24 protein-coding genes are annotated in these 26,019 nt (G+C 65.1%); 7 read left to right on the top strand and 17 right to left on the bottom strand.

Annotation, left to right across the window (positions count from 1 at the left end; all coding sequences use genetic code 11):
• Positions 1-60: 60 nt before the first annotated feature.
• Together alr and ACVENA_RS07990 are read right to left on the bottom strand one after the other, a co-directional pair.
• Entirely contained in the window at positions 61-1,104 is a 1,044-nt protein-coding gene (gene alr, locus ACVENA_RS07995) for an alanine racemase (protein WP_449328348.1), read from the bottom strand.
• Positions 1,105-1,143: 39 nt separating this feature from the next.
• Positions 1,144-2,772, bottom strand: a complete 1,629-nt coding sequence (locus ACVENA_RS07990; RefSeq protein ID WP_449328347.1) for an MFS transporter — start codon at positions 2,770-2,772, stop codon at positions 1,144-1,146.
• Between the two features lie 104 nt (positions 2,773-2,876).
• On the opposite strand from ACVENA_RS07990, the gene ACVENA_RS07985 reads away from it, so the two are divergent.
• Together ACVENA_RS07985 and ACVENA_RS07980 are read left to right on the top strand one after the other, a co-directional pair.
• Positions 2,877-3,641 (top strand): cyclase family protein, encoded by a 765-nt coding sequence (locus ACVENA_RS07985; protein WP_449328346.1) that lies wholly within the window; start codon positions 2,877-2,879, stop codon positions 3,639-3,641.
• A 322-nt stretch (positions 3,642-3,963) separates the two neighbouring features.
• Entirely contained in the window at positions 3,964-5,343 is a 1,380-nt protein-coding gene (locus tag ACVENA_RS07980) for a peptide MFS transporter (RefSeq protein ID WP_449328345.1), read from the top strand.
• A 141-nt stretch (positions 5,344-5,484) separates the two neighbouring features.
• Here the strand turns inward: ACVENA_RS07980 and ACVENA_RS07975 are convergent, their stop codons facing one another.
• The 12 genes from ACVENA_RS07975 to ACVENA_RS07920 all read right to left on the bottom strand — a co-directional run bounded on the left by ACVENA_RS07975 (position 5,485) and on the right by ACVENA_RS07920 (position 16,999).
• Positions 5,485-5,856 (bottom strand): tRNA-binding protein, encoded by a 372-nt coding sequence (locus tag ACVENA_RS07975; protein ID WP_449328344.1) that lies wholly within the window; start codon positions 5,854-5,856, stop codon positions 5,485-5,487.
• A 115-nt stretch (positions 5,857-5,971) separates the two neighbouring features.
• Positions 5,972-7,993, bottom strand: a complete 2,022-nt coding sequence (locus ACVENA_RS07970; RefSeq protein WP_449328343.1) for an ATP-binding protein — start codon at positions 7,991-7,993, stop codon at positions 5,972-5,974.
• Positions 7,993-8,364, bottom strand: a complete 372-nt coding sequence (locus ACVENA_RS07965) for a hypothetical protein (protein WP_449328342.1) — start codon at positions 8,362-8,364, stop codon at positions 7,993-7,995. The genes ACVENA_RS07970 and ACVENA_RS07965 overlap by 1 nt, the downstream gene beginning before the upstream one ends.
• Positions 8,361-9,377 (bottom strand): biotin synthase BioB, encoded by a 1,017-nt coding sequence (gene bioB, locus ACVENA_RS07960; protein ID WP_257549886.1) that lies wholly within the window; start codon positions 9,375-9,377, stop codon positions 8,361-8,363. Before bioB ends, ACVENA_RS07965 begins: the two co-directional genes overlap by 4 nt.
• Positions 9,378-9,391: 14 nt before the next feature.
• Positions 9,392-9,829 carry a hypothetical protein gene (locus ACVENA_RS07955; protein WP_449328341.1) on the bottom strand — a complete coding sequence of 146 codons (438 nt, stop codon included), beginning with the start codon at positions 9,827-9,829 and terminating at the stop codon, positions 9,392-9,394.
• A gap of 2 nt (positions 9,830-9,831) precedes the next feature.
• Positions 9,832-11,112, bottom strand: a complete 1,281-nt coding sequence (locus ACVENA_RS07950) for an O-acetylhomoserine aminocarboxypropyltransferase (protein WP_257549884.1) — start codon at positions 11,110-11,112, stop codon at positions 9,832-9,834.
• On the bottom strand, positions 11,109-11,474 hold the full coding sequence (locus tag ACVENA_RS07945) for a hypothetical protein (RefSeq protein WP_257549883.1): 366 nt from the start codon (positions 11,472-11,474) through the stop codon (positions 11,109-11,111). The genes ACVENA_RS07950 and ACVENA_RS07945 overlap by 4 nt, the downstream gene beginning before the upstream one ends.
• On the bottom strand, positions 11,471-13,618 hold the full coding sequence (scpA, locus tag ACVENA_RS07940; RefSeq protein WP_449328340.1) for a methylmalonyl-CoA mutase: 2,148 nt from the start codon (positions 13,616-13,618) through the stop codon (positions 11,471-11,473). Before scpA ends, ACVENA_RS07945 begins: the two co-directional genes overlap by 4 nt.
• 193 nt (positions 13,619-13,811) lie before the next feature.
• Complete coding sequence (gene mce / locus ACVENA_RS07935) at positions 13,812-14,252, bottom strand: methylmalonyl-CoA epimerase (protein WP_449328339.1); 441 nt, start codon at positions 14,250-14,252, stop codon at positions 13,812-13,814.
• Positions 14,249-14,650: a hypothetical protein gene (locus tag ACVENA_RS07930; RefSeq protein WP_449328338.1), complete on the bottom strand. Its 402-nt coding sequence runs from the start codon at positions 14,648-14,650 to the stop codon at positions 14,249-14,251. The genes mce and ACVENA_RS07930 overlap by 4 nt, the downstream gene beginning before the upstream one ends.
• A complete protein-coding gene (locus ACVENA_RS07925) occupies positions 14,613-15,362 on the bottom strand; it encodes a hypothetical protein (protein WP_449328337.1) in 750 nt (249 codons plus the stop codon). Before ACVENA_RS07925 ends, ACVENA_RS07930 begins: the two co-directional genes overlap by 38 nt.
• A gap of 104 nt (positions 15,363-15,466) precedes the next feature.
• Positions 15,467-16,999, bottom strand: coding sequence for an acyl-CoA carboxylase subunit beta (locus ACVENA_RS07920; protein ID WP_257549874.1), 1,533 nt, complete (start codon positions 16,997-16,999; stop codon positions 15,467-15,469).
• Positions 17,000-17,209: 210 nt separating this feature from the next.
• On the opposite strand from ACVENA_RS07920, the gene ACVENA_RS07915 reads away from it, so the two are divergent.
• Positions 17,210-18,619, top strand: coding sequence for a helix-turn-helix domain-containing protein (locus ACVENA_RS07915; protein ID WP_449328336.1), 1,410 nt, complete (start codon positions 17,210-17,212; stop codon positions 18,617-18,619).
• A gap of 106 nt (positions 18,620-18,725) precedes the next feature.
• On the opposite strand, the gene ACVENA_RS07910 is transcribed toward ACVENA_RS07915, so the two are convergent.
• The 3 genes from ACVENA_RS07910 to pgi all read right to left on the bottom strand — a co-directional run bounded on the left by ACVENA_RS07910 (position 18,726) and on the right by pgi (position 22,868).
• A complete protein-coding gene (locus ACVENA_RS07910; RefSeq protein WP_449328335.1) occupies positions 18,726-19,742 on the bottom strand; it encodes an SDR family oxidoreductase in 1,017 nt (338 codons plus the stop codon).
• 151 nt (positions 19,743-19,893) lie between these two features.
• On the bottom strand, positions 19,894-21,240 hold the full coding sequence (gene gor, locus ACVENA_RS07905) for a glutathione-disulfide reductase (protein ID WP_257549868.1): 1,347 nt from the start codon (positions 21,238-21,240) through the stop codon (positions 19,894-19,896).
• Between the two features lie 122 nt (positions 21,241-21,362).
• Positions 21,363-22,868, bottom strand: a complete 1,506-nt coding sequence (pgi, locus tag ACVENA_RS07900) for a glucose-6-phosphate isomerase (RefSeq protein ID WP_449328334.1) — start codon at positions 22,866-22,868, stop codon at positions 21,363-21,365.
• Positions 22,869-23,129: 261 nt separating this feature from the next.
• Here pgi and lepB point away from each other — a divergent pair, with 261 nt between their 5' ends.
• The 4 genes from lepB to ACVENA_RS07880 are packed head-to-tail and all read left to right on the top strand — an operon-like array spanning position 23,130 to position 25,942.
• On the top strand, positions 23,130-24,023 hold the full coding sequence (gene lepB / locus ACVENA_RS07895; RefSeq protein WP_449328333.1) for a signal peptidase I: 894 nt from the start codon (positions 23,130-23,132) through the stop codon (positions 24,021-24,023).
• A complete protein-coding gene (rnc, locus tag ACVENA_RS07890) occupies positions 24,020-24,703 on the top strand; it encodes a ribonuclease III (protein WP_449328332.1) in 684 nt (227 codons plus the stop codon). The genes lepB and rnc overlap by 4 nt, the downstream gene beginning before the upstream one ends.
• Positions 24,700-25,593: a GTPase Era gene (gene era / locus ACVENA_RS07885; protein ID WP_297665362.1), complete on the top strand. Its 894-nt coding sequence runs from the start codon at positions 24,700-24,702 to the stop codon at positions 25,591-25,593. The genes rnc and era overlap by 4 nt, the downstream gene beginning before the upstream one ends.
• Positions 25,594-25,603: 10 nt before the next feature.
• Positions 25,604-25,942 (top strand): hypothetical protein, encoded by a 339-nt coding sequence (locus ACVENA_RS07880; protein WP_449328331.1) that lies wholly within the window; start codon positions 25,604-25,606, stop codon positions 25,940-25,942.
• Positions 25,943-26,019: the final 77 nt, after the last annotated feature.

Raw genomic sequence — 26,019 nt, 5'->3', positions numbered from 1 at the left:
GACCTTAACACCAAAGATTGATGCGCCGCAACATGCGAGGCCCGCAAGTTCGGGGCGTTCTCAAATCCAGTGCCGCTCGAACCGCTTCCCCAGTCCCGTCAGCAACTCATATTGCGACAAGCCGCTGCGCGCCGCTGTCGATGGCAGCTCATAGTCGAGCGCCAGCCAGTCGCCTTCAGCAAGGCCGTCGGCGGCGCTCGCGTCGAAGGCGATCAGATCCATCGACACGCGGCCGACGAGCGGCAGGTCACGCGCCTGCCACGCCGCGCCGCCCTGCCCGGCGTGGCAGCGCAGATAGCCGTCGGCGTAGCCCATATTGGCGATCGCGATGCGGCTGTCGACCGGCGCGATCCAGGTCGCGCCATAGCCGACGGGCTCACCCGCGCGCACGTCGCGTATCTGAAGTACCCGCGCCTCGGGAAAGGCGACCTGGCGGATATGCCCCGCGGCCTCGCGGCGCGGTACGCCGCCATAGAGTGCCAGTCCGGGACGCGTCAGGTCGAAGCCGTAATCGGAGCCGAGGCAGATGCCCGCGCTGTTCGCGAGGCTGTAGCGCCGCGCCGGAACGGCCTGGCGCACGGCGCGGAAGGTCGCGAGTTGCCGTGCATTCTGCTCGCTGTCCTCGTCCGCCGACGCAAGGTGGCTGAGCAAAGTGTCGATCGCCAACCCGTCCAGCGCGCCGCCAAGCGCTTCCTCGACCCGCAGGCCGAGGCGGTTCATGCCCGTGTCGACCATGACGTCGCACGGCCGCCCCTCGCCCGCCGCGCGCCAGCGCCGGACCTGTTCGACGCTGTTCAGGACCGGGCGTACGGGCAGCGTCCGCGCGGCGACCATGTCGGCCTCGCCCACGCCGTGAAAGACCGACAGCGACACATCGCCGGCGAGCGGCATCAGCGCCGCCGCTTCGGCCCAGGTAGCGACAAAGAAATCACGGCATCCGGCGGCGGCGAGGTGGCGCATCACCTTCGCGGCGCCCAGTCCATAGCCATCGGCCTTGATCGCCGCCCCGCACGCGCCGGGGCTCCGCGCCGCCAGCCATTGCCAGTTCCGGACGAGCGCGGCGGAATCGAGGCGGAGGCGGAGCGGAGAAGCGATGTCGATCATGCGCCCGACCTATACGCCTTTGCAGGCGCCGCCAATGGGTCAGCCGGGAGTCGGCTTGTCCCACTGGCCTTCCACCGGCTCCTCCAACATGAAAGCAGTGAGCAGAAAGGCGACGAGCACCACGCCCCACGTATACCAGAGGCCGGAGTAAGCATTGCCCGTCTTGGCGATGATGAAACTCGCGATCAGCGGCAGGAAGCCGCCGAAATAGCCGCAGCCGAGATGATAGGGGATCGACAGCGACGAATAGCGGACGTGCGGCGGGAACATTTCGGAGAGGAGCGCGGCGACGGGGCCGTAAGTGAAGCCCGACAAGGCGCTCAATCCGAGCAGCGCGATGAGGATGACGGCAATGCCGAGCGCGCCCGGAACCTGCGGTTCGAAGTTGTATCCCATCGCCTCGAGCGCGGGCTTGAGCAGCGCCGGGTCGTCGCTCGCGACCTGTTTGCCGCCGATATGGATCGCGACGCTGTCGAAGCCGCTGTCGCTCGCCGCGACCTTGTAGGGCACCCCCAGCTTCGTCAGTTCGCCGAGCGTCTTGCCGCAGGCGGTCGCCTGTTCCTTGGCGAAGGGATCGAAGCTGCACTGCGACCCGGTGACGACGACCGGCGCACGCGCCGCCGCCGCTTCGAGCGCGGGATTGGCGACGCTGCCCATCCACCAGAACAGCGGGAAGAGCAGCACCAGCGTGACGCCATAGCCCCAGACGATCGGCTTCTTGCGCCCGATCCGGTCCGACAGGCGCCCCGCCAGCAGGAAAAAGCCCATGCCGAGCGCCGCCGCCGCACCGACGATGATTTCTGCGGCGGTCTCCTCGACCTTCATCGGCCCCTTGAGGAAGGACAGGCCGGAGAACATCGCGGTGTACCAGATCACCGTCAGCCCTGCGGCGATGCCGATCATCGCGACGAGGATGCGCTTCGGATTGCCCGGATAGGTGAAGCTCTCCTTGAGCGGATTCCTCGCGAGTTCGCCTTCGGCCTTCATTGCGCGGAACACCGGGCTTTCCGACAGCTTGAGCCGCATCCACAGCGAAACGGCGAGCAGCACCAGCGACAGCAGGAAGGGCACGCGCCAGCCCCAGCTTTCCCAGAGTGCGTCCGACATGACGGCCTTGCAGCCGAGCACGATGATCAGGCTGAGCACGAAACCGCCGACAACGCTCGCCTGAATGAAGCTGGTGTAGAAACCGCGTTTTTCGGGCGGCGAATGCTCGGCCACATAAATCGCGGCGCCGCCATATTCGCCGCCGAGCGCGAGCCCCTGCAGGATGCGCAGCGCGATGACGATGATCGGCGCCGCGATGCCGATCGTCGCCGCGGACGGGATCATGCCGACGCCCGCGGTCGCGATCCCCATCAAGGTGACGGTGATCAGGAAGGTATATTTGCGCCCGAGCCGGTCGCCGAGGAAACCGAACAGCACCGCGCCGAGCGGCCGGAAACCGAACCCGACCGCGAACCCCGCCCAGACGAGCAACACCTCGAGCGTCGCATTGTCGCTGGGGAAAAACGCCTTGCCGATGATCGCCGCCAGCGTGCCGTAGATGAAGAAATCATACCATTCGAAGATCGTCCCCGCTGACGAAGCGGCGATGACCAGGCGAATGTCCTGCGCGGTCGGCTGATAGCCCGCGCCGTGATCGGCGACGGCGGCTGCGTCGGTCATATACTCTCCCCTGCCCCGGTTCGGGCTTTGCGTCATCTCTAACCCGCGCATGACATCGCGCAAGCCTTCTTGGCGCGGCAGCATAACGGTGGCAGACTGCACCGATGCAGTTCATCGACCTCTCGATCCCGATCACCAACGACGTCGTGTCCGACCCGCCGGTGATGCGCCCGCAGATCACCTACATGACCCACGAAAACACGTGGGAGCAGATCGCGATGTTCTTCCCCGGGCTGACGAAGGACGACCTTCCGGACGGCGAGGGCTGGGCGGTCGAGAGCCTGACGCTCAGCACCCATAACGGCACGCACATGGACGCGCCGTGGCATTTCCATTCGACGACCGATAGCGGCGCAAGCGCGGCGCCGAGCATCGACGAGGCGCCGCTCGACCTCTTCTTCCGCCCCGGCGTGAAGCTCGATTTCTCGGATCGCCCCGCAGGCCATGTCGTGAGCGGCGCCGAGGTCGAGGCCGAACTCGCGCGCATCGGGCATGATCTCAAACCGCTCGATATCGTGCTCGTCCAGTCGGGCGCGGTCTATGGCACCGATGCTTTCACCGACCAGGGCTGCGGCATGGGCGCCGAGGCGACGCTTTACCTGACGACACGCGGGGTGAAGGTCGTCGGCACCGACGCCTGGAGCTGGGATGCGCCGTTCAGCCACACCGCGCGGCGCTGGGCCGAGACGCGCGACCCGTCGATCATCTGGGAAGGCCACAAGGCGGGGCGGATCAGGCCCTATTACCAGATCGAGAAACTGACGGGCCTCGCGGCGTTGCCGCCGACCGGCTGGACGCTCTCCTGCTTTCCGGTGAAGATCGAACGTGCCAGCGCGGGGTGGATCCGGGCGGTGGCGTTGGTGGAATAGCAGCGGGCTGGGGGTCGGCTTTGGTGTGGGGAGCGGACGTAGCCGATCCTCCCCGGCACGGGGAGGGGGACCATGCGAAGCATGGTGGAGGGGCACCCTCGGTTTACGCTTCGATCCAGAATAAGGCGCGTCATGACGCACCTGCCCCTCCACCACCTTCGGTGGTCCCCCTCCCCGTGCCGGGGAGGATATTACGTCCGCAATCGTTCGCTTCCAGCCATTCCCTCGCCCCCGAGTTCCGCCGTTCGTCGATTGCCGCTGGCAAGTTCCATCTGAAACCTTAAGGGTCGCGGCAACAAGACCGATCACCGGGGGACAATCCATGACCATCGCCGAAGCGACGCCCGATTTCGAGGCGGACCGCAGCGACCGCGCCTTTCTGGGCCATCCGAAAGGGCTCGGCTATCTCGCCTTCGTCGAGGGGTGCGAGCGCTTTTCCTATTATTCGATGCAGACATTGCTCGTTCTCTACATGGTCAAATATCTGCTGCTGCCAGACCATGCGGGCGGCGTGGTCGGGCTCGAAGCCCTGCGCGGCTGGTATGGCGGGATCGATGGCCAGCCCTTCGCATCGAAGATTTTCGGCGACTATACCTCGCTCGTCTATCTGACCCCGATCCTCGGCGGGCTGATCGCCGACCGCTGGCTCGGGCGGCGGACGACGCTGATCCTCGGCGGCCTGTTCATGGCGGCGGGGCATTTCCTGATGGCGTTCGAGGGCGCCTTCCTCTTCGCCCTGCTCGCGCTGATCGTCGGGGTCGGGCTGTTCAAGGGCAATATCGCGAGCCAGGTCGGCGAGCTCTACGGGCCGAACGATCTCCGCCGCGCGATGGCGTTCCAGATCTTCTATATCGCAATCAACGTCAGCGTGATCGCCGCGCCGCTGATCTCGGGCACGCTCGGCGAGAAGGTCGGCTGGCACTGGGGCTTCGGCACCGCGGGCGTGGTGATGGTGCTCGGGCTGATCCTCTACATCATGGCGGGGCCGTGGTTGCCCGCCGATAACCGGCCCGGGAAAAACGCCGAGGCGAAGGCCGCCGAACCGATGACGCGGCAGGACGGGCTACGCGTCCTCGCCGTTATCGTGCTGGTGCCGGTGATGGCGGTCGCGCTGCTCACCAATCAGGAAATCTTCAACGCCTATCTGGTCTGGGCCGACCAGCATTTCCAGCTCACCTTCTTCGGCACCACCCTGCCGACGAGCTGGATGATCACGATCGACGCCGCCGCCAGCTTCTCGATGCTCGCCGCAGTCGCCGCCTTCTATGTCTGGTACGGCAAGCGCCACCGCGAGCCCGACGAGCTTGGCAAGATGATCATCGGCAGCGTCTTCACCATCGCCGGCGGACTCTGCCTGGTCATGGCGGCGGCGACGCAGGGCGGCGGCAAGATCGGGCTGTTCTGGCCCGTGATGTTCCATCTGCTGAACAGCATCGGCTTTGCGCATATCCTGCCGGTGAGCCTCGCGCTCTTCACCAAGCTGGCGCCGAAGGCGCTCAACGCGACGATCGTCGGCATCTATTATCTCGCCTTCTTCGGCGCGAACAAGGTCGTCGGCGAGGTCGGCACCTGGTATTCGTCGATGCCGACGACCAGCTTCTGGCTGTTCCACGTCGCGACCGCCGCGGTCGGGCTGGTCGCGTTCATCCTGTTCAAGCTGTTCCTCGCGAAACGGCTGATGGGGGAAGCGGAGACGGCCTAGAGCCTGATCGTTTTTGCCTGAGTCGTCATCCCGGCGAAGGCCGGGATCTCGCCGGTGCGTCAGATCGAGACGGTGGGATCCCGGCATTCGCCGGGATGACGAGATAAGGACGGTGGCGTTTCAGCCTAACCCGATCACGGTTCAGAACAGCCGCGACCCGTTCGGCACCGCACGGTCGGGCGCGAAGAGGATCACCTCGCCTGCCTCGTCCGCAAAGCCGAGCGTAAGCACCTCGGACATGAACTTGCCGATCTGGCGCGGCGGGAAATTGACCACCGCCGCGACCTGCCGCCCCGACAACTCCTCAAGCCCGTAGCGCGCGACGATCTGTGCGCTGCTCTTCCTGACGCCGATGGCCGGGCCGAAGTCGATCTTCAGCTTGAACGCTGGCTTGCGCGCTTCGGGAAAAGGTTCGGCCTCGACGATCGTGCCGATGCGGATATCGACGCGGAGGAAATCGTCGAAGGCGATGGGGTCGGCCGCAGGGGCTTTGTTGTCGTGATTCAAGTGCATTCAAACCCTCCGTCATTGCGAGCGAAACGAAGCAATCCCCAGCTTTCGCCCTGTAGAGCCGATGGCTGGAGATTGCTTCGTCGCTTCGCTTCTCGCAATGACGAGAAGCGGAAGGTTATTCCATCTCCAAAATCACCGCGTCGACCGCGAGGCTATCACCCTGCGCAGCGTTGACCGTCTTCACCACGCCGGTCTTTTCGGCGCGGAGGATATTCTCCATCTTCATCGCCTCGACCGTCGCGAGCGGCTGCCCCGCCTCGACCGCGTCGCCTTCGCCGACATGCAGCGCGACTAGCAGCCCCGGCATCGGGCAGATGAGGAACTTCGACAGATCGGGCGGGATCTTCTCGATCATGTGCGTCGCGAGCGGCGCGACGTGCCACGGCAGCACGCGCACGTCGTGAATGGCGCCGCGCGTCGTCATTCGCCAGCCTGTGCGCGTCTTCGCGACCTTCACCGCCAGCTCGCTACCGTCGATCTCCGCGACCACCAGCCGGTCGCCCGGCGTATATTCGAGCGCGATGTCGATCTTTTCGCCATCGACCTTGATATGCTTGTGGCCGAGCTTCACCTTGTGGCTCGCGCCGCCGATCGTCACCTGCCATTTGGCGGGCGGGTCGAGCCGGTCGCCGAGCTGGCCGTCGGTGCGCCGCGCGCGGTCGGCCTCGGCGCTCGCCATGAAGCCCGCGATGGCGGCCAGCGCACGCGTCACCGCTTCGTCGGCTGGCGCGCCGTGGAAGCCCTCGGGATATTCCTCGGCGATGAAACCCGTCGTCAGCTCGCCCGAGCGGAAGCGCGGATGCTGCATGATCGCCGAGACGAAATCGATATTATGGCCGAGCCCTTCGAGTTCGAAGCGGTCGAGCGCCGCGACCTGCAGGTCGGCCGCCTCGTCGCGCGTCTTGCCCCAGGTGATCAGCTTGGCGATCATCGGGTCGTAGAAGATCGACACCTCGCCGCCGTCATAGACGCCGTCGTCGACACGCACGCCGTCGACGCCGCGGCGCCCGTTCTCCTCGCCGTCGTCGGTCCAGCCCGGCACCGGCGGCTTGTAGCGCGTGAGGCGTCCGGTCGAGGGCAGGAAGCCGCGATAGGGGTCCTCGGCATAGACGCGGTTCTCGATCGCCCAGCCGTCGATCCCGATATCGTCCTGCGTCATCGCGAGCTTCTCGCCCGCCGCGACGCGGATCATCTGTTCGACCAGATCGATGCCGGTGATCGCTTCGGTCACCGGATGCTCGACCTGGAGCCGTGTGTTCATTTCGAGGAAGTAGAAGCTCTCGCCCGTCGGATCGGCGCCCGAGACGATCAGCTCGACCGTGCCCGCGCTGTAATAGCCGACCGCCTTCGACAGCGCGACGCATTGCTCGCCCATCGCCTTGCGCATCTTTTCGGTGACGAAGGGCGACGGCGCTTCCTCGACCACCTTCTGGTGGCGGCGCTGGATCGAGCATTCGCGCTCGTTCAAATAGAGTATGTTACCGTGCTGGTCGCCGAGAATCTGGATCTCGATATGGCGCGGGTTGAGGATGAATTTCTCGATGAACACGCGGTCGTCGCCGAAGCTGTTCAACCCCTCGCGCTTGACGCTCTCGAAGCCTTCGCGGACGTCCTTTTCGTCATAGGCGAGGCGCATCCCCTTGCCGCCGCCGCCCGCCGACGCCTTCATCATCACCGGATAGCCGATCTCGTTCGAAATCTCGACCGCATGCTCGGTGTCGCGGATTTCGCCGACGAAGCCGGGGACGACGTTGACGCCCGCTTCCTTGGCGAGCTTCTTCGACTCGATCTTGTCGCCCATCGCGGCGATCGCGTTCACCGGCGGGCCGATGAAGGCGATATTTTCCTTGGCCAGCGCCTCTGCGAAGCTGGTGCGCTCCGACAGGAAGCCATAGCCCGGGTGCACCGCCTCGGCGCCCGTCGCCTTGCAGGCTTCGATGATCCTGTCGGCGATCAGATAGGATTCGGACGCGGGCGACGGCCCGATATACACCGCTTCGTCGGCCATCCGCACGAAGGGCGCGCGCGCGTCGGCGTCCGAATAGACGGCAACGGTCGCGATGCCCATGCGGCGCGCGGTCTTGATGACGCGGCAAGCGATTTCGCCGCGATTGGCGATCAGGATTTTCTTGAACATCAGTTATCTTTCTTTGCGGGCTGCCATCTACCGGTGAGTTGGTACGTGCCATCCTCCCGCTTTTTTAAGCTAAGGCCCTCGAACAAGCCGGATGCGGGAATTTCCGCCCCGCAATCGGGAAGACTTTCGGGCAAAATGTCCGGGTTCCAGCGAACAGGGTACGTCTTCTTGCGGGCGCCCTTTAGCGTCCTCGCCGGCACGATATGGCCTTCGCCGCGGACCTTGGAGTCAACGATGAAAGTGCCCTCGACGATAACGTCGCTGAACTTCCTGGTCGTTTCCAATGATGTTGGGATACATGCCACCGCTTCCGCCGCCGACAAATTTCCGGCGACCAACGCCGCAAGCCACAACACCCTGAGATTTTTCACTCCGCCGCCTCCATCCGCATCGGCTCTTCACTCACCATCGGCACGATCCCCAGCTTCGCGAACAGCGCCGCGTCGGCGCTGTCGCCGCGGTTGCCGGTGGTGAGCAGCTTGTCGCCGGTGAAGATGCTGTTCGCGCCCGCCATGAAGCAAAGCGCCTGCGTCGCTTCCGACATGCTCTCGCGCCCCGCCGACAGGCGGACCATCGATTTCGGCATGGTGATGCGCGCGACCGCGACGGTGCGGACGAATTCGATGTCGTCGACCTGCGCCAGCGGCGTGTCGGCGAGCATGTCGCCGAGCACGGTGCCCTTGATCGGGATCAGCGCGTTGACTGGTACGCTTTCGGGATGGCGTTCGAGCGTTGCGAGCGCGTGGACGAAGCCGACGCGGTCGGCGCGCGTCTCACCCATGCCGACGATCCCGCCCGAACAGACATTGATGCCCGCGTTGCGCACTTCCTCCAGCGTGTCGAGCCGATCCTGAAAGGTGCGCGTCGAGATGATGTTCGCGTAATTCTCCGGGCTCGTGTCGATATTGTGGTTATAATAATCGAGCCCCGCCACCGCGAGCGTCTGCGCCTGCTCCTTCGTCAGCATCCCAAGCGTCATGCAGGTTTCCATGCCCATCTGGCGCACGCCCTCGATCATCTCGACGATCGCGGGCATGTCGCGATCCTTGGGGTTGCGCCACGCCGCGCCCATGCAGAAACGCTGCGAGCCTGCATCCTTCGCCTCGGCCGCCGCCTGCAGCACCGCGCGCACGTCCATCAGCTTGGTCGCCTTGAGTCCCGTCTCGGCATGCGCCGACTGCGAGCAATAGCCGCAGTCCTCGGCGCAGCCGCCAGTCTTGATCGACAGCAGGGTGCAAAGCTGCACCTCGCCGCGCGCATGATGGCGGCGGTGGACGCCCTGCGCCTCCCACATCAGTTCGTCGAACGGCAGGTCGAACAGCGCGGCGATCTCTTCGCGCGTCCAGTCGGTGCGCGGCGCCTCGTCATCGATGGCAAAGTTCATGCTCGGTCCCTTCGTCATTTGCAGAAGCGCTGGCGCGCCGCGAGATAGAGTTGATAGGGCGGGGTTTCGCCGTAGAGCGGTTCGAACCTTTCCCCGGCCCACGCCTTGCGGTCGGCGAAGCGAACACGCACGACACGCCGGTCGGCCGCATCGCCGTAGGTTCCGACGTCATAGAGAATGAGGCCGATGTCCGCCTTCGCCTCAGCGCAGTTGAAGCTGATCAGCCCCTTGTTCACATATTTCTCGGCCGTCTCGACATAGACGTCGCGCCAGCCGCTGTCGGACTTTTCGAGGCGGCCGAACCAGGTCGTGTAATAGACGTCGTCGAGCTGCTGCGTGTAGAGCCGTTCGACCGTGACGCCCGGACGATATTCGCTCGGCTGCCCCGCGTCCTTCGCAAGTGCGGGCGACGCGGCGGCGAGGATCGCCAGCGCCAGGAGGGCCGAACGCACGCTCACGCGGTCGCCTCCAGCGCCTGCGCCAGATCGGCGATGATGTCGTCGATATGTTCGATGCCCACCGACACGCGCACCACGTCGGGGCCGGCGCCGGTTTCGATCAGATCGGCCTCGGACAACTGGCTGTGCGTCGTCGAGGCGGGGTGGATGATCAGCGAGCGTGTGTCGCCGAGGTTGGCGAGATGACTGAACAGCTTGACCGACGAGACGAGCTTGACCCCAGCGTCGTAGCCGCCCTTGAGCCCGAAAGTGAACACCGCGCCGCCGCGGCCGCCGAGATAGCGTTTGGCGAGCGCATGATAGGGATCGTCCTCCAGCCCGGCATAGGAAACCCAATCGACCTTCGGGTGCGCGCGCAGCCATTTCGCAAGCGCCAGCGCATTGTCGCAATGCCGGTCCATGCGCAGCGCCAGCGTCTCCATGCCCGTCAACGCGAGGAACGCGTTCATCGGCGCGAGCGCCGGCCCGAGATCGCGCAGACCGAGCGTGCGCGCGGCGAGGATGAAGGCGAGCGGCCCGAACGCCTCGGTAAATTTGAGCCCGTGATAGGAGGCATTGGGTTCGCTCAGCGTCGGATATTTGCCGCCCTTCGCCCAATCGAACGATCCTGCATCGACGATCACCCCGCCGATCGCATTGCCGTGGCCGTTCAAAAATTTGGTCGTCGAATGCACCACGATGTCGGCGCCATGCTCGATCGGGCGGCACAGCATCGGGGTCGCCATCGTGTTGTCGACGATCAGCGGCACGCCCGCGTCGTGCGCGACCTTCGCGATCGCCTCGATATCCTGCACGACCCCGCCGGGGTTCGCGAGGCTTTCGATGAACACCGCGCGCGTCTGATCGGTGATCGCGGCGGCGACATTGCTCGCGTCGTCGGCATCGACGAAATGCGTCGTCCACGCCATCTTGCGAAAGCTCTGGCCGAGCTGGTTCTGCGACCCGCCATAGAGCTTGCGCGCCGCGACGATCTCGCAGCCCGGTTCCATCAGCGTGTGAAACGCGAGGAACTGCGCAGCGTGGCCCGACGCCACCGCCAGCGCCGCCTGCCCGCCCTCCAGCGCCGCGATTTTGCCTTCGAGCGCGCCGTTGGTCGGGTTCATGATCCGGGTGTAGATATTCCCGAACTCTTCCAGATTGAACAGGCGCGAGGCATGTTCGACGCTGTCGAAGACATAGGAGGAGGTCTGATAGATCGGGGTGATCCGCGCCTTGGTCGTCGGATCGGGCGCGGTCCCGGCGTGGATGGTCAGCGTTTCGGGCTTTTGTCCGGTCATGCGGGAAGGCCTTTCAGGAAAAGATAGAGAAATGCGCCAACGCCAAGCGACAGCGCGATCGGAGCGCCCACGCGATAGAAGGTCAGCCATTTGGCCTTGATCTCTCCCGTCGCCTTCTGGCGGACAATTTCACTCGTCCCGCTGAAGGCGAGCAACGCGGCGATGCCGACCAGCGCAACGACGGCGATCATCGACTCCTTGGAAGCCTTAGCCTCGCCAGCCGCTGTCGAGATCGCGAGCACCCCGCCGAGCGTCAGGATCGACAGCGAGGTCAGATGCTTGAAATAATCATAGAGATAGGCCGAGCTGTCGTGGAGTTCAGGCACAACCGCAACCTTCCCCTCGTCGATATCATCGCTCATGCAGCATCCTCCAGCGGCGGCATATTGTGGCCGAGCAGGCGCAGCACGTCGGCGGCGCATTCGACCACGTTGCTGCCCGGGCCATAGATGCCCTGCACGCCCGCGTCGCGGAGATAATCATAGTCCTGCGGCGGGATGACGCCGCCCGCGATCACCTTGATGTCGGTGCGCCCCGCCTCGCGCAGCTTGGCGATGAGTTCGGGGATCAGCGTCTTGTGCCCAGCCGCAAGGCTCGATGCGCCGACGACGTCGACGCCGCTATCCAGCGCGAGCACCACCGTTTCCTCGGGCGTCTGAAACAACGGCCCCGACACGACGTCGAAGCCCATGTCGCCGAAGGCCGAGGCGATGACGTTGGCGCCGCGGTCGTGCCCGTCCTGCCCCATCTTGGCGACGAGCAGCTTAGGCTTGCGCCCCATGCGCCGCTCGACCGCCGCGACGCCGTCGATCACCGCCTGCCAGCGCGGATCGCCCGCATAAGGCGCGGCATAGACGCCCTTCACCGGGGTCGGCTGGGTGCCGTAGCGGTCGAAGCTTTCTTCCATCGCCGACGAAATCTCGCCGAGCGTCGCACGGGCACGCGCAGCTTCAACGGCGTGCGCGAGCAGATTGTTCTCGATCGACTGCTCGCCCGCCGCCGCCTTGCGCAGCGCGTCGAGCGCCGCCTGGCACGCCGCCTCGTCACGGCTTGCCTTCATCTTGTTGATGCGGGCGATTTGCGCTTCGCGGACCTTGGTATTGTCGACCTCGAGCGTTTCGAGCAGATCCTCGTTGGCGAGGCGATATTTGTTCACGCCGACGATCACGTCGTCGCCGCGATCGACGCGCGCCTGCCGCGCGGCGGCGGCGGTCTCGATCATCGCCTTGGGCCAGCCTGCGGCGACGGCCTTCGCCATGCCGCCTTCCTTTTCGACGCGCTCGATGATCTCCCACGCCTTGTCGACCAGTTCCTGCGTCAGCGCCTCGACATAATAGGAGCCGCCGAGCGGATCGACGACCTTGGTCATCCCGGTCTCTTCCTGGATGACGATCTGGGTGTTGCGTGCGATGCGCGCCGAAAAATCGGTCGGCAGCGCGATCGCCTCGTCGAGCGCATTGGTGTGGAGCGATTGCGTCCCTCCGAGCATCGCCGCCATCGCCTCGATCGTCGTGCGCATGACGTTGTTGTAAGGGTCCTGCTCGGTGAGCGAGACGCCTGAGGTCTGGCAGTGGGTGCGCAGCATCTTCGACCGCTCGTCCTTGGCGCCGAGGTTGGTCATTACGCGGTGCCACAGCACGCGCGCGGCGCGCAGCTTGGCGATCTCCATGAAGAAGTTCATGCCGATCGCGAAGAAGAAGGACAGGCGCCCCGCGAACTTGTCGATATCGAGGCCCGAGGCGACGCCATAGCGGACATATTCGGCGCCGTCGGCGATGGTGAAGGCGAGTTCCTGCACCTGCGTCGCCCCGGCTTCCTGCATATGATAGCCGGAGATGGAGATGCTGTTGAACTTGGGCATCTCGCGCGACGTGTAGCCGAAGATGTCCGAGATGATCCGCATCGAGGGTTCGGGCGGATAGATATAGGTGTTGCGGACCATGAACTCCTTCAGAATGTCGTTCTGAATGGTCCCGTCGAGCAATTTGCGCTCGACCCCCTGCTCCTCGCCCGCGACGATGAAGAAGGCGAGGATCGGGATCACCGCGCCGTTCATCGTCATGCTGACCGACATCTGGTCGAGCGGGATGCCGTCGAAGAGGATCTTCATATCCTCGACGCTGTCGATCGCGACCCCCGCCTTGCCGACGTCGCCGACGACGCGCGGATGGTCGCTGTCATAGCCGCGGTGCGTCGCAAGGTCGAAAGCGACCGAAAGCCCCTTCTGCCCCGCGGCGAGGTTGCGGCGATAGAAAGCGTTCGACTCCTCAGCGGTCGAAAAGCCCGCATATTGCCGGATCGTCCACGGCCGCCCCGCATACATCGACGCGCGCACCCCGCGGGTGAAGGGCGCGAAGCCGGGCAGGCCGGGGTCGGCGGTGACATCCTCGGCCGTGTAGAGCGGCTTGACGTCGATCCCCTCGGGCGTCGCCCAGGTGAGGTCCTTGCCCTTCGCTTCCTTCTCGGCGGCGGCGGCCCATTGGTCGAGGGTCGGTTTGTCGGTCATATGCGTATCTCAACCTCATTTCCCTCTCCCCTTGCGGGAGAGGGGTGCGAAGACTTGCCAGCTTGCTGGCTAGTCGTAGCTGGGAGAGGGGTCGCGAGCCGCAGGCTCGCCAACCAACCCCTCTCCAAGTTCCGGTAGGGGACAAGTCCCCAACCTCCACTTTCCTCCCCCGCAAGGGGGGAGGAACGAAAACTCAGTGCGCCTCCTTCGGCGTCTCCATGATCTCGGTCAGCACCCCGCCCATGTCGCGCGGATGGACGAAGAAGATCAGCGTCCCATGCGCCCCGATCCGCGGTTCGCCCAGCACACGCTTTCCTTGTCCCTCGAACGCGGCCTTGGCGGCGTGAATGTCGGGCACTTCATAGCACATATGATGCTGCCCCCCCGCCGGGTTCTCTTCGAGGAAGCCCGCAATCGACGTGTTGCCCGGCAACGGCTCGACCAGCTCGATCTGCGTGCCGTTCAGCGCGCCATCGGCGCCCGGTGTATCGACGAAACACACTTTGACACCCTGATCGGGCAGATCGAACGGCTCGTGAATTTTCGTCGCGCCCATCACGTCGCGGTAAAAGACGATGCTGTCGGCAATCGACGGCGTCGCGACGCCGATATGGTTGAGGCGGCCCAGTTTCACGGCTTCCAATCCTTCACTTCCTGTCTGATCGACACGATCAGCTTGTCATAAACCGAGTTCATGAAATCGCGTCCTTCCCTTGGCGTATCGAACGAGACTTCGACCCCCAACCCATCGTTGATCGCCGGACGCGGGTCGGCATCGCTTCCTTCGACTGCATTCCAATTCCACCATTGGCGTGCGATCGATTGGCGCTGTTCCAAGCCATGCTCGGAAATGGCCAAATCGACGGCGGCTTCGGACGTTCCACTATCATCTGGCCAATCCCGATGCGGATAGGCCGCAAGAAATTGATACAGATCGGGCCAACGCTCCTGCGCATCGATACGGCGTTGTCGCGTGGCCCGTCCCATGTCCGCCTCAGCAACCCGCAACCTGATCCTTGCCGACCAGCGCATATTTGCCGTCCTTCAGCATATATTGCTGCCTGAACGACCGCGTGCCGGTGTAGGCGACGGTAAAGCTCTTGTCGGGAACGGCGGCGACGATCTGCCCGTCATAGGTCTGTTCGGTCTGACCGATCCCGGCGCCCGAACTCATCGAATCGGTGAAACCGCCGCGATCGACGGGGCCGTCGGGGGTCAGTTCGGTCACGACCGCGGTGCCGATCGCGCAGCCCTGCCACACGCCGCCGCCTTCGGTGACCAGATAGGGATTGCGGCCGAGCAGGCTGGTAAAGACCCAACTCGTCGCGCCATTCCCCACGGTGCCGACCGCGCCGACGTCGATCCATTCGCCCTGCTTCACCCAGCCCGCCGGGCTCGATTTCAAATAATGGATCGCGTTGAGGCCGCCCTCGCTATGTCCCGCATCGTCGAGCCCGCCGACGCTCAGCAGCACGCCGGTATTATCTTCGAGCAGATGGAGCGCAACGGGACGGAAATGATAGGTACGATCGTCGATCATCCGCTCGGCCTCCGCCTTGGCGCCTTTCGGAAGCGCGAAGGCAGCGCGGAACGCGGCGTCGATCGTCGTGTCCTCGTCATCGCCGAGTACGACCGGAAACGCTTCCTTTGCCGCCCCGACCGGCGTGTCGGGATCGAACGCCGATGCGGCGGGCGCGGCCAGCAGGGCCGGAGCCATCAGAAGAGCGAGAAAGGCGTTACGCATTTTCAAACCTCATTGGAAAATCAAGACCATCGCGGCAGCCTAGCCGCTTGCTGCTCTTGCCTCCAGCCCGGCGCATCGGATGTGCCGGTCGTCACATGACCGCGTCAAAGCGGAATATTGTCGTGCTTCTTCCACGGATTCTCCAACTGCTTGTTCCGCAGCTTCCTTAGCCCCAGCGCTATCCGCCGCCGCGTCGAGTGCGGGTAGATCACCTCGTCGATATAGCCGCGCTGCGCCGCGACGAACGGGTTGGCGAAACGGTCTTCATATTCCTTGGTGCGCTCGGCGATCTTTTCGGGGTCGCCGATGTCGCTGCGGAAGATGATTTCCACAGCGCCCTTCGCGCCCATCACCGCGATCTCGGCGGTCGGCCAGGCATAGTTCAAATCGCCGCGCAGGTGTTTCGACGCCATCACGTCATAGGCGCCACCATAGGCCTTGCGCGTGATCACCGTGATCTTGGGCACCGTCGCCTCGGCATAGGCGAAGAGCAGCTTCGCGCCATGCTTGATGATGCCGTTATATTCCTGCGCCGTGCCGGGCAGGAAGCCCGGGACGTCGACGAAGGTGATGATCGGAATCTCGAACGCGTCACAGAAGCGCACGAAGCGCGCTGCCTTCTTCGACGAATTGATGTCGAGCACGCCCGCAAGCACCAGCGGCTGGTTGGCGACGATGCCGACCGTGCGCCCCTCGATGCGGCCGAAGCCGCAGATGATGTTGCCCGCGTGCGCCGGCTGCACCTCGAAGAAATCGCCCTCGTCAACCGTCTTGCGGATCAGCTCGTGCATGTCATAGGGCTGGTTCGCGTTGGGCGGGATCAGCGTGTCGAGGCTCTTTTCCTCGCGGTCATAGGGATCACTGGTCGGGCGGGCCGGGACGCCGCTGCGGTTGTTCTCGGGCAGATAGTCGAAGAAATCGCGCGCCGCGAGCAGCGCCTCGATGTCGTTCTCGAACGCCAGATCGGCGACCGAGCTTTTCGTCGTGTGGGTGATCGCGCCGCCGAGTTCCTCCTGCGTCACCACCTCGTTGGTCACGGTCTTCACGACGTCGGGGCCGGTGACGAACATATAGCTCGAATCCTTCACCATGAAGATGAAGTCGGTCATCGCGGGCGAATAGACCGCGCCGCCCGCGCACGGCCCCATGATCAGACTGATCTGCGGCACGACGCCGCTCGCGAGCACGTTGCGCTGGAACACGTCGGCATAGCCGCCGAGCGACGCGACGCCCTCCTGAATGCGCGCGCCGCCGCTGTCGTTGAGCCCGATCACCGGCGCGCCGACCAGCATCGCCTTTTCCATCACCTTGCAGATCTTCTCGGCATGGCGCTTCGACAGCGAGCCGCCGAAGACGGTGAAATCCTGACTGAAGACATAGACGAGGCGGCCGTTGATCGTCCCCGATCCGGTGACGACGCCGTCGCCCGGAATTTTCTGGTCCTGCATCCCGAAATCGACGCAATCATGCTCGACATAGGTGTCGAGTTCCTCGAACGAGCCATGATCGAGCAGCACGTCGAGCCGCTCGCGCGCCGTCAGCTTGCCCTTGGCATGCTGCGCGTCGATGCGCTTTTGCCCGCCCCCAAGGGCGGCGGCGGCGCGGCGGGCTTCCATTTCGGCGATATTGGCGGACATGCGGCTCTCCAACAGATATTCGACCGTCGCCTGCCCGCATTATGCCGCCGATGCAAATGTGAATTTGCAAAGTTGCAAAGTACAAGTTTGCAAATTAATAGCTCTCTCCCCTTGCGGGAGAGAAAGGCTTGGCTTGGCGACTTGTCGCCTAGCAAGTCCTGAGAGGGAGCTCCCCCTCTCCAACTCCGGCTAGGGGAGAGGAGAAGGTTTTTGACCCGCCAACGCATCTTTGCCGGAAGCCGCTTGCGCCAGCTTCGCCACGACCGCGGCATCCGCCAGGCCGATTTCGCCGCGACGCTCGGCATCTCGACTTCCTATCTCAGCCAGATCGAACATGACGACCGCCCGCTGACCCCGGCGCTGCTCGACCGCTTGCAAAAGCTCTTCCCCCTCGAATGGGAGGAGGTGGCCGCCGACGCCGGCGACCGCCGCGCCGGGGCGCTGCGCGAGGCGGCGGCCGATCCGCTGTTCGCGGCATCGCCGCTGGCGCCCGAACAGCTCGAACGCGCGGCGCTGCAGCAGCCGCATCTTGCCGACCAGTTCGTCGCGCTCCACGCCGCCTACCGCCGTGCGGGGCAACGGCTCCAGATCATCGACGAGGCGCTGACCGGCGGCACCGCCGAGGGGAGCCGCCTGCCGTGGGAGGAGGTGCGCGACTGGTTCCACGATGCTGGCAATTATGTCGACAGCATCGACCGCGCTGCGGAAACGCTGGCGCAGGGTCTGCGCGGCGGTGCGCCCTCCCCCGCGATCGAGACGATCGAGCGGCGGCTGCAGGGCGCGCTCGGCATCTCGATCGTCTATAATCAGGCACAGGCCTTGCGCGACTATGACGCGACGATGCGCCATCTGGTGATCGACCCGGCGCAGCCGCCCGAAAGCCGCCGCTTCCAACTCGCGCACCAGCTCGCCGCGCTCGCGCTCGCGGGCGAGATCGCGGCGGTGGTCGAGGCATCGCCGCTGCGCACGGCGGCCGCCCGCCAGCTCCTGCATGTCGGGCTCGCCAACTATGCCGCCGGCGCGGTGCTGATGCCCTATGGCCCGTTCCGCGCCAGCGCCCGTGCGGTGCGTCACGACATCGACCGGCTGCGACTCGATTATGGCGTCAGTTTCGAGCAGGCGTGCCACCGCCTCTCGACCCTCCAGCGCCCCGGCGCGCGCGGCATTCCGATGTTCTTTTGCCGCGTCGACATGGCGGGCAACATCACCAAGCGCCACAGCGCGACGCGTCTGCAATTCGCACGCTTCGGCGGCGCCTGCCCCTTGTGGGTCGTCCACGAGGCAGCGGCAATTCCCGACCGCATCCTGTTCCAGCTCGCCGAAACGCCCGATGGCCAGCGCTATGTCTCGATGGCGAAGGGGCTGGTGAAACCGTCGGGCAGCTACGCCCGCTCCCCGCGCCGCTACGCTGTCGCGCTGGGATGCGAGGCGCAATATGCCGGTGATTTCGTCTATGCCGACGGGGTCGATGTCGATGCGCCGCAGGCCGCGGCGCGCATCGGCCTGTCGTGCCGCATCTGCCCGCGCGACGATTGCGACCAGCGCGCCTTTCCGCCCAGCGACCGCCCGATCCTGGTAGACCCGGATCGGCGCGGGGTGGTGCCTTACCGGATCGGCTAGCTTCTTCTCCCCTCCCGCAGGCGGGAGGGGTCGGGGGAGGGCCTACTACTCTGAAGCACGCCGAAACATGCCCTCCCCTAACCCCTCCCATAAATGGGAGGGGAATCTATAGCTTCACAATCCCCCGCTCGATCAGGCTATGTGCGGTCGCAAGGATTGCTTCTTCGGGCGGACGCATCGTCCAGCCGAGCGTTTCCATCGCATGGCGGCTGTCGCCGCCGCGAACATTGCCGAGTTCGGCGACGAGTTGTTTCAGTTCGGGGCGCACCAGCGCAAACAGCTTGAGCAGCCAGTCCGGCATCTTGCGCGTCGGCACCTTCTTTGCCTGCTCGCCCAGGTTCGCGGTGAGGATGTTCGCGACGTCGATCATCTTCAGGAACGGACCCGAGCAGACATAACGCTCGTCGCGGATGCCGGGCGCGGTCAGCGCGCGATAATGAAGGTCAGCGACGTCGCGCACGTCGATGATGCCGAAACCGATGTCGGGACACATCGGCACCTTGCCTTCCAAAAGCTGTTTCACCAGTTCGATCGAGGTCGACAGGTCGTCCGACAGCAGCGGCCCGAACACCGCAGCGGGATTGACCGAGGCGAATTCCATGCCGCCGCCCTCGGCCGCGACCCAGTCGCGCGCGGCGCGCTCGGCGACGGTCTTCGAGCGCGGATAGGGCATGACGCCGGGGTTGTCGAGGTTGGTCCAGTCGGCTTCGGTATAGATGCCGCCGCCGTCGCCGTGACCATAAGCGATCGCCGCCATCGAGGAGGTGAGGACGAACCGCGTCACCCCAGCCGCCTTGGCGAAGCGCAGCGCGCGGAGAGCCCCCTCGCGCGCGGGCACGATCAGTTCGTCAGGGTGTTTCGGCACCCCTAGCGGAAAGGGCGACGCGACATGCGCGACATGGCTGCACCCCGCCATCGCCTCGGCCCAGCCGGCGTCCTGTTCGAGGTCGGCGGCGAAAAAGCGGAGCCTGTCGTCGGGGACGTTCAGCCAGCCTCGCACTTCGCCTTCGCGCTTCAGGCTGCGGACGGTGGTGTGAACCGTCCAGCCGTTCCCGATCAACTGCCGGATCAGGAAGCCCGCGATATAGCCGCTGCCGCCGGTGACCAGTGCCGTGCCTGCCATCTGTCCGCTCCCCTGCAATGGGAGCAGCATAGCAGATGGATCGCTCACCCACACGCTCCATTCGTCATCCCGGCGAAGGCCGGGATCTCCCCCTTGCGGAACGACGCGACGACGAGATCCCGGCCTTCGCCGGGATGACGTACCGGTGGCTTTACTTCATCAGCACCAGTTCCTCGGCCATGCTCGGATGCAGCGCGACGGTGGCGTCGAAATCGGCCTTGGTCAGGCCCGCCTTCACCGCGACCGCCGCCGCCTGCAAAATCTCGGGCGCGTCGGGGCCGATCATGTGGAGGCCGACGACCTGATCGGTCGCTTCATTGACCACCATCTTGTAGAGCGCGCGCTCGTTGCGGCCAGCGAGGACATTCTTCATCGCGCGGAAATCGCTGGTGTAGATGCGCACCGAACCCAGTTCATTGCGCGCCTGCGCTTCGGTCATGCCGACCGCGCCGATCGGCGGGTGGCTGAACACCGCGCTCGGCACGTTCGCATAATCGACGCGCGTCGGCTTGCCGCCGAAGACCGAGTCCGCAAAAGCCTGTCCCTCACGGATCGCTACCGGGGTAAGCTGGATGCGATTGGTGACGTCGCCGACGGCATAGACGCTCGGCACCGACGACTGGTTCGCCTCGTCGACCTTGATCGCGCCTTGCGCGTCGAGCGCGACGCCGATCTCTTCGAGCCCGAGGCCCTTGGTGTTCGGCACGCGCCCGGTCGCCACCAGCACCGCATCGGCCTCGATCGGCTCGCAATTGTCGAGGTGAACGGTCAGCGAGCCGTCCTCATTCTTCTCGATCGACCGGAACGGCGCGTTGAACTTGAAATCGATGCCCTTGGTCATCGAAATCTGGAGCAGGCGGTCACGGATCTGCGCGTCATAGCCGCGCAGGATGGTGTCGCCGCGATTGACGATCGTCACCTTGCTGCCAAACTCGTTGAAGATGCCCGCGAACTCGTTGGCGATATAGCCGCCACCCGCGATCACGATCCGCTTCGGCAGGGTGTCGAGGTGAAAGACCTCGTTCGAGGTGATCGCATGCTCGCTACCCGGAAATTCGGGAACGTGCGGCCAGCCGCCGGTCGCGATCAGGATATGTTCGGCGGTCACTTCCTGCCCGTCGGCGAGCCGCACCTTCTGCGGCCCGATCACGGTCGCGCGCGTGCGGAACAGCGTCACCTTGTGGTTGTCGAGCGTCTGGCCATAGAGGCCTTCGAGCCGGTCGACCTCGGCGAGCACATTGTCGCGCAGCACCCGCCAGTCGAATTTACAGTCGGACACGTCCCAACCGAACTTGCGCGCGTCGTGGATGTCCTCGGCGAAATGCGCGCCATAGACGAGCAGCTTCTTGGGGACGCAGCCGCGGATGACGCACGTGCCGCCAACCCGATACTCCTCCGCCACCGCGACACGCGCGCCGTGCGACGCCGCGACGCGCGAGGCCCGGACGCCGCCCGATCCGGCGCCGATGACGAAGAGATCATAGTCGAAATCGCTCATGGATTACCCCTGACATGGACAGGCCGCTATTCGCGGAGGCCGTCTATGTGGTTACGCGGCGGCAGCTTGCCAATCGAATTTTGCGTTCAGCGTCATCGCCCATAAATAGGGACTGTCCCTATTTATTCCCCCAGCGCGGCCTGCATCAGCGCCTGCGTCGCGGGGTCGAATTCCACCGTTCCCTCGGCAAGCCCCTTCGCCATTTCCTTGCCCAGCTCGACGCCGAACTGGTCGAACGGATTGATGCCGAGCAGCACGGCATTGGCGAAGACGCGATGTTCGTAGAAGGCGATCAGCGCTCCCAGGCTGCGTGGGCTGATCTGGTCGAGCAGGATCGTTGCCGACGGACGGTTGCCCGGATAATGGCGCGCGCCGTCCTCGCTCGCGCGGCCCGTCATCAAGGCCGCACCCTGTGCGATGCAATTGGCGACGAGCGTTTCATGATGCGCGTCGTCGAGCAGATGATCGGGTTCGCGCGCGACCACGAACTCGACCGGCGTCAGGTGCGTGCCCTGATGGAGCAATTGAAACACCGCATGCTGCGCGTCGGTGCCGACTCCGCCCCAGGTGATCGCGGCGCTCTGGCGGCCGAGCGGCGCGCCGTCCAGCGTCACCGACTTGCCGTTCGATTCCATTTCGAGCTGCTGCAGATAGGCGGGCAGCAGCCGCAGCCTTTCGTCATAAGCGAAGACCGCGCGCGTCTGACAGCCGAGCCGGTTGGTATAGAGCTGATCGGCGAAGGCCGCGAGCAGGCAGATATTGTCGACGCCATCGGTCAGCCGGAAATGTCGGTCCATTTCGGCTGCACCTTCGAGCAGGTCGGCAAAGGCATCCCAGCCGAGCGCAAGCGCCGCGGGGAAACCGATCGACGACCAGAGCGAGTAGCGCCCGCCGACCGTCTCGCTGAACGGCAGGATGCGCGTCTCATCGACCCCCCATTCCATCGCCTTGTCGGGATGGGCGGTGAGCGCGATGAAGCGGCCAAGCGGATCGTCGACGCTCGCCTCGTCCAGCCATTGCAGCGCCGAATTGGCGTTGAGCAATGTCTCGGTCGTGGTGAAGGTCTTCGAGGCCACAGCGACGAGCGTGTACTGGGGGTCGAACTTCGCGAAGGCTTCGGCCAGGGCCGCACCGTCGACGTTGGAGACCACCGCGACGTCATAACGCCCGCTATGCCGCCCGAGCGCGTCGACGAGCAAATCGGGCCCCAGTGCCGAACCGCCGATGCCGATATGGAGCAAGTGGCGGATCTCGCCGAACGCGCCAGCCTCGATCGCGTCGATCAGCATCCGCATCCGTTGGTGCAGCGCCTGTGCGACATGGACGGACTCAGGCGCGCCCTCGCCGCGCTCGGCGCTATGCTCGGCGGCGCGGTTCTCGGTGGGGTTGGCGATGCCGCCCGAAAACAGCGTCTTGCGGCGTCCAGCAAAATCCTGCGCCTCGGCCAGGCCGGCAAGGATCGCGACCGCATCCTGGTCGAGATGAGTCTTCGCAAAGTCGAAACGGATGTCGGCGACGCGGCGCACCAGCGCCTGCAAGCGCGCCTTGGGATCGGCGGCAATGAGGCGGGAGAGGGGCTGCGGCTGCCAGTCGGCGAGCGCTTGCCACGCTTCGGATGGGGTGGTCATTTGATATTCCTTTGATTTCCGTTCGGCCTGAAGGCGCGCCATCATCTTCGATTAAAACACATATGTGTCCCCGCGAAGGCGGGGACCCATCTCCGGTCGGTTCCATTTTGCACCGACCGGAGATGGGCTCCCGCCTTCGCGGGAGCACGCGGCTTTTTCAATCAAAGTCGATCATCCTTTAGGCCCGCCGCGGTCCCCGCGCCAGCGCCATCCGCCGATATTCGCTTGACGTGCAGACCTATTCGTCGCCAATGCGCGGGCATGACCGACGCCAGCTTTACCGCCGATAATTCGCCCGCGACCGACCCCAGCCCGGCCAAGCCCGAACCCGCGCCCCTCTCGGCTAAGGAAGAGGCGGTCGACACGATCCGCTTTCTTGCGCTGCTCGCGGTCGCGGTGCTGATTTTCCGCAGCTTTTTCCTGTCGCCCTTCAACATTCCGTCGGAATCGATGCAGCCGCGCCTGCTCATCGGCGACTATCTGCTCGTGAACAAGATGGCCTATGGTTATTCGAAATACAGCCTGCCGTTCAGCGTGCCGCTGATTCCGGGCCGCATCTTCGCGCGCACGCCCGATCGCGGCGACGTCGTCGTGTTCAAGGCGCCGCCGGTCAACGACAATGACTATATCAAGCGCGTGATCGGGCTTCCCGGCGACACGGTCCAGGTCCGCGACGGCATCGTCTGGCTGAATGGCAAGCCGCTGAAGCGCGAGCCGATGGCCGATTTCGTCATCCCGGTGACGCAGAACATGATCGACGCGTCGCGCACCACCGGCACCCTGCCCTGCTATGCCCCGCAGTTCGAGGAAGTCACCGCGGCGGGCCAACGCGAGTGCCGCTACCCACAGTTCAAGGAAACGCTGCCCAGCGGCAAAAGCTATGCGATCCTCGACATCACCTCGATCGCGCAGGACAACACCCCGCTGGTCACCGTTCCCGAAGGCCATCTGTTCCTGATGGGCGACAACCGCGACCGCAGCGCCGACAGCCGTTTCCCCGCGGAGGAAAATGGCGGCATCGGCCTCGTCCCCGAAAAGAATCTCGTCGGCCACGCACTCGTCGGCATGTTCTCGACCGACGGGTCGGCAAGCTGGTTCAATCCGATCAGCTGGTTCACCGCGGCGCGGTGGAGCCGGATCGGGGACGGCTTTTGAGCGAACGGCCGTCCGCGGCGACGATCGCGGCCCTGACCGGCGCCGACCCCCGCGACCTCACGCTCTATCATGAGGCGCTGACGCACGGCAGCAGCGGCGCGGGCGATTATCAGCGGCTCGAATTCCTCGGCGACCGCGTGCTCGGGCTGGTGATCGCGTCCGAACTTTTCCACCGCTTCCCGAAAGCGGCCGAGGGCGAACTGTCGTCGCGGCTCCACGCGCTCGCGTCGGGGGAGACCTGCGCGGCGATCGCACAGCGTCTCGACCTCAATGCGCATGTCCATTTCGGTAGCCAGGCGATCGGCGACGGCGGGCGGCACAGCGACAATATCGCCGCCGATGTTCTGGAGGCATTGCTCGGCGCGATCTGGCTCGATCTGGGCGAGGACGCCGCGCGGGCTTTCATCGTCGCCAAATGGGGCGACATGATCGACGGCCAGGTCGCCGCACCCAAGCATCCCAAGGCGGCGCTTCAGGAATGGGCGCTCGCTCGCAAGCGCAAGCCCCCCGAATATCGCCTCGTCCGCCGCGAAGGCCCCGACCATGCCCCGCGCTTTCGCGTCGCGGTCACGGTCGGCAAGCTCGCCGAGGCGGAGGGCGAAGGCGCGTCGAAGCAGGCAGCCGAAAAGGCGGCCGCGACCGCGCTGCTCGAACGATTGACACAGGAAGAAGCGAAATGACCCAGCGCTGCGGTTTCGTGGCCGTCGTCGGCGCGCCCAACGCGGGCAAGTCGACGCTCGTCAACGCGCTCGTCGGCCAGAAGGTCGCGATCGTCAGCCCGAAGGCGCAGACGACGCGCACCCGGCTGATGGGCGTCGCCATGGCGGACGACGCGCAGATCGTCCTGATCGACACGCCGGGCATCTTCGCGCCGACGCGCCGCCTCGATCGCGCGATGGTCGCCGCCGCGTGGGGGAGCCTGGAAGAGGCCGAGGCGATCCTCGTCATGGTCGATGCCGCCGCCAAGCTGACGGGCCGGGTCGAGCGCGTGCTCGAAGGCGTCGCGAACCGGCCCGAGAAGAAATTCCTCGTCCTCAACAAGGTCGACCTGACCCGCAAGGACAAGCTGCTCACCATCGCGACCGAGCTCAACGCGCGGCTGGCGTTCGACGAGACCTTCTTCATCGCCGCGAGCAGCGGCGATGGTGTGCCTGAACTCAAGGCGCATCTCGCCGCGCTGATGCCCGAAGGGCCGTGGCATTTTCCCGAGGATGAGGTCAGCGACGCGCCCGAGCGGATGCTGGCGGCGGAGATCACCCGCGAGCAGCTTTATCGCCAGCTTCACGAGGAACTTCCCTATCAGTCGACGGTCGAGACCGAGCTGTTCAAGACGCGCCCCGACGGCAGCGCCGAAATCCACCAGCAGATCTTCGTCGCGCGCGACAACCAGCGCGCGATCGTGCTCGGCAAGGGCGGCAGCCGGATCAAGGAAATCGGCGCCCGCGCGCGCGCCGAGCTGACCGAGCTGATGGGTCGCAAGGTCCACCTGTTCCTGCACGTGAAGGTCAAGGAAAACTGGGACGAGGATCGCGGCGTCTATCGCGACATGGGCCTCGACTGGGTCGATTGAGGGAAGCAATATGGCGCACGATCCGTTCAATACGCCCGCCGACCGCCTGCGCGGCGTCCTCAAATATTGGATGTGGTATCTGGCGATCGCCGCGGTGCTGATCGTCCTTACCGAACGCAATCTGATCGCGCGCGAAAACAAGGATCATCTGGTGAGCGGCGAGGTCGAGCGGATCGACACCGCGAACGGCAAGCCACGCGCGACCGTGCGCCTTGGAGAAGCGCAGGAAGTCGTGGTTGTGCTGCCGAACGGCACGCCCTGCCACCCCGGCTCGAAAATCCGCCTCGTCCGCCACGACAATGTCAGCGAGCACAGCTTCCGTGCCGCCGATCCGCCCTGCGCGGGATAGGACACCGGGCGAAATAGCACAGCCTCAATTCCGTTCGTGTCGAGCGTAGTCGAGACACCCATCGGTGTAACGCAAGG

Source organism: Sphingopyxis sp. 550A, from assembly GCF_053569535.1.
The sequence above is the reverse complement of the archived record's forward strand: the minus strand, read 5'-3'. Positions and strand labels throughout refer to the sequence as shown.

Coding starts and splice junctions, on each gene's coding strand:
- bioB (WP_257549886.1), bottom strand. CDS start 9,377: ATGAACTTTGCCATCGATGACGAGGCGCCGCGCACCGACTGGACGCGC.
- ACVENA_RS07975 (WP_449328344.1), bottom strand. CDS start 5,856: ATGCACTTGAATCACGACAACAAAGCCCCTGCGGCCGACCCCATCGCC.
- ACVENA_RS07945 (WP_257549883.1), bottom strand. CDS start 11,474: ATGAGCGATGATATCGACGAGGGGAAGGTTGCGGTTGTGCCTGAACTC.
- ACVENA_RS07910 (WP_449328335.1), bottom strand. CDS start 19,742: ATGGCAGGCACGGCACTGGTCACCGGCGGCAGCGGCTATATCGCGGGC.
- gor (WP_257549868.1), bottom strand. CDS start 21,240: ATGAGCGATTTCGACTATGATCTCTTCGTCATCGGCGCCGGATCGGGC.
- era (WP_297665362.1), top strand. CDS start 24,700: ATGACCCAGCGCTGCGGTTTCGTGGCCGTCGTCGGCGCGCCCAACGCG.
- ACVENA_RS07920 (WP_257549874.1), bottom strand. CDS start 16,999: ATGTCCGCCAATATCGCCGAAATGGAAGCCCGCCGCGCCGCCGCCGCC.
- ACVENA_RS07950 (WP_257549884.1), bottom strand. CDS start 11,112: ATGACCGGACAAAAGCCCGAAACGCTGACCATCCACGCCGGGACCGCG.
- ACVENA_RS07925 (WP_449328337.1), bottom strand. CDS start 15,362: ATGCGTAACGCCTTTCTCGCTCTTCTGATGGCTCCGGCCCTGCTGGCC.
- alr (WP_449328348.1), bottom strand. CDS start 1,104: ATGATCGACATCGCTTCTCCGCTCCGCCTCCGCCTCGATTCCGCCGCG.
- lepB (WP_449328333.1), top strand. CDS start 23,130: ATGACCGACGCCAGCTTTACCGCCGATAATTCGCCCGCGACCGACCCC.
- ACVENA_RS07990 (WP_449328347.1), bottom strand. CDS start 2,772: ATGACCGACGCAGCCGCCGTCGCCGATCACGGCGCGGGCTATCAGCCG.
- pgi (WP_449328334.1), bottom strand. CDS start 22,868: ATGACCACCCCATCCGAAGCGTGGCAAGCGCTCGCCGACTGGCAGCCG.
- scpA (WP_449328340.1), bottom strand. CDS start 13,618: ATGACCGACAAACCGACCCTCGACCAATGGGCCGCCGCCGCCGAGAAG.
- ACVENA_RS07980 (WP_449328345.1), top strand. CDS start 3,964: ATGACCATCGCCGAAGCGACGCCCGATTTCGAGGCGGACCGCAGCGAC.
- ACVENA_RS07880 (WP_449328331.1), top strand. CDS start 25,604: ATGGCGCACGATCCGTTCAATACGCCCGCCGACCGCCTGCGCGGCGTC.
- ACVENA_RS07985 (WP_449328346.1), top strand. CDS start 2,877: ATGCAGTTCATCGACCTCTCGATCCCGATCACCAACGACGTCGTGTCC.
- ACVENA_RS07970 (WP_449328343.1), bottom strand. CDS start 7,993: ATGTTCAAGAAAATCCTGATCGCCAATCGCGGCGAAATCGCTTGCCGC.
- ACVENA_RS07930 (WP_449328338.1), bottom strand. CDS start 14,650: ATGCGCTGGTCGGCAAGGATCAGGTTGCGGGTTGCTGAGGCGGACATG.